The organism is Methylobacterium indicum (assembly GCF_001043895.1).
In the GTDB taxonomy this organism is placed as follows: domain Bacteria; phylum Pseudomonadota; class Alphaproteobacteria; order Rhizobiales; family Beijerinckiaceae; genus Methylobacterium; species Methylobacterium indicum.
In genome coordinates this window covers 1-2,089 of sequence record NZ_JTHF01000475.1, presented here as the reverse complement: position 1 = coordinate 2,089, position 2,089 = coordinate 1, and the positions used below count along the sequence as shown (strand labels likewise).

General features: G+C 74.4%; 1 protein-coding gene. It reads right to left on the bottom strand.

Translation table 11 applies throughout. The annotated features are described in order from the left end of the window. Positions 1-52: 52 nt before the first annotated feature. Positions 53-2,020 (bottom strand): ATP-binding protein, encoded by a 1,968-nt coding sequence (locus QR78_RS31580; protein ID WP_179945947.1) that lies wholly within the window; start codon positions 2,018-2,020, stop codon positions 53-55. Positions 2,021-2,089 lie beyond the last annotated feature (69 nt).

The window sequence follows — 2,089 nt, the reverse complement described above, 5'->3', positions numbered from 1 at the left end:
CGCAGGGCGCGCAGGGCGACGAAGGTGCGCAGGTCGTCGTCGGACGGATCGATCAGCCGGCCGCCGGCGGCGAGGAACCGGTCGACCAGGGCATTCGTCTTAGCACCGGGCGGTGCGCGACGGCGAGATCGACCGCTTGGCCGGCTGGATGCGCGAGACCCTGCCGGTGCGCGCGACCTGTCCGTACCGGCGCACGGCCCCGGGATGGCGGGCGCTCGCCGGAGATGTCGGCGGTCGCGTCGCCGGACAGGCCGATCGTGCGGAAGAACCCGGTCGCGCGCACCGGCAGGGTCTCGCGCATCCAGCCGGCCAAGCGGTCGATCTCGCCGTCGCGCACCGCCCGGTCGCGCAGGGCGCGCAGGGCGACGAAGGTGCGCAGGTCGTCGTCGGACGGATCGATCAGCCGGCCGCCGGCGGCGAGGAACCGGTCGACCAGGGCATTCGTCTTAGCACCGGGCGGTACCGGGCCCCGGCGCACCAGCAGCAGCTCCCGGCCGGGGATCTTCGTCGAGATGCCCGAGGCGGTCAGCGCCGCCCGCAGCCGGGCCTGGAAGGCGATCGGATGGGTCTGCAGCAGGGCGCGGTAGCAGACGTGGCGCTCGCGGTCGTTCTCGTCGCGGTGCAGGAAGGTCAGCCGGCCGTGGAGCGGCGGCAGCCTCTGCTCGGGCTCGCCCTTGCTCACCACGTCGATCGCGTCGTGGGGATCGTCCTCCAGGGCGTAGAGGTCGAAGGCGGCCCGCAGCAGCTCGCCGAGCCCGGCCTCCTCGTCGTCGAGGATGCCGGCGAGGTCGGCCTCGCGCCGGGCCGCGTCGAGGTCGAAGGGCGGCGCGACGGGCTCGCGGCGTTCGGGCGCCTGTCCGGTGAGGTCGCGGCAGAGCGTCACCGCCCCGTCCGCCAGGCAGGCGCGCCGAACGGCGTCGCAGCGCATCAGCAGGGTGCGGGGCCGCACCGCGCCGGCGGCGGCGGCGGCAATCGCCGCCTCGTCGAACGGCCAGGTCGGGAAGGGTGGGGCGAAGCCCGCCTCGGCATAGGCGGGGGCCAGCCGACCGCGGATCAGCGCCGCCGCGGCGGCCGGCCGGTTCAGGCCCTCCAGCAGCACCGGGGGATCGAACCGGTCGAGAGCGGATTTGAGCCCCCGCGCCTCGAGCCTCTGCCAGGATTCCGGCAGGCAGGTGATCAGCGTCATGCCGCGCCCGCCGCCCTCGTGCAGCTCCATCAGGCCGGCGGCCAGCATCTCGGCGAGGCCCGGGCCTGAGTCGAAGTCGTCCTCCGCGCTGAGCCGGCTCGCATCGACCACGCCGTCGATCTGGTCGACGGCGATCAGCGTCGGGCCGCTGAGCCCCATGATCCAGGCCATGCCGCGCACCAGCTCGATCGGCGAGGGTGGCGGCGTGGTGAAGCCCAGCGCGGTGCGCGCGACCGGATCGGCCTCGTAGCCCTGCAGCCAGGCATGGGCGAGACCGACCGTGGCGAGATCCTGGGCCCGCAGCAGGCAGAGGGCGCGAAACACGTCCTGGTGCTTGAGCGCCCGCCCGGTATCGACGTGCATCAGGGCCCGCACCAGCAGGTCGACGATCCGGCGGGCGTCGATGTTGGGGGTGTTGAACGCCTGCTCGACCTGCGCCTCGACCCGGAACCGCCGGGCGATGCCGGCCAGCACCGCGTCGGACTGGCGCCGCCCGTCCGGCATCGGCTGCATCAGGGCGGTGAGGTAGCTCAGCGCCGCGCTGCGCCAGAAATCGGTGAGGCCGAGGACGTCGAGGAGCACGAACCAGCCGCCCGAAGCCCAGACCTCGCGGCGGATCTGGCCGACGAGATGGGTCTTGCCGATGCCGGCCTCGCCGATGAGCACCCGGCCCCGCGGGCGGGGACCCGCCCCCTGCGCGTGGAGATCGGCGACCAGCCCCGGCACCCGCGCCTCGTTGGGCGCGCCCGTCGGCTCGGCGTCGAGCCAGATGCTGTCGAGTGTGCGCACCCAGTCGAAGTTGACGCGGCGCAGGGCGTCGAGGGCGTCGCTCATGCCTGGATCCAGATCTCGTGGAAGGGCTCGCCCGCCGGGTCGAAGGCGGCGGCGCGCTCGGCGGCGTCG

Bases quoted from the DNA above. Each gene is read 5' to 3' on its own strand.
- QR78_RS31580 (WP_179945947.1), bottom strand. From the start codon at position 2,020: ATGAGCGACGCCCTCGACGCCCTGCGCCGCGTCAACTTCGACTGGGTG.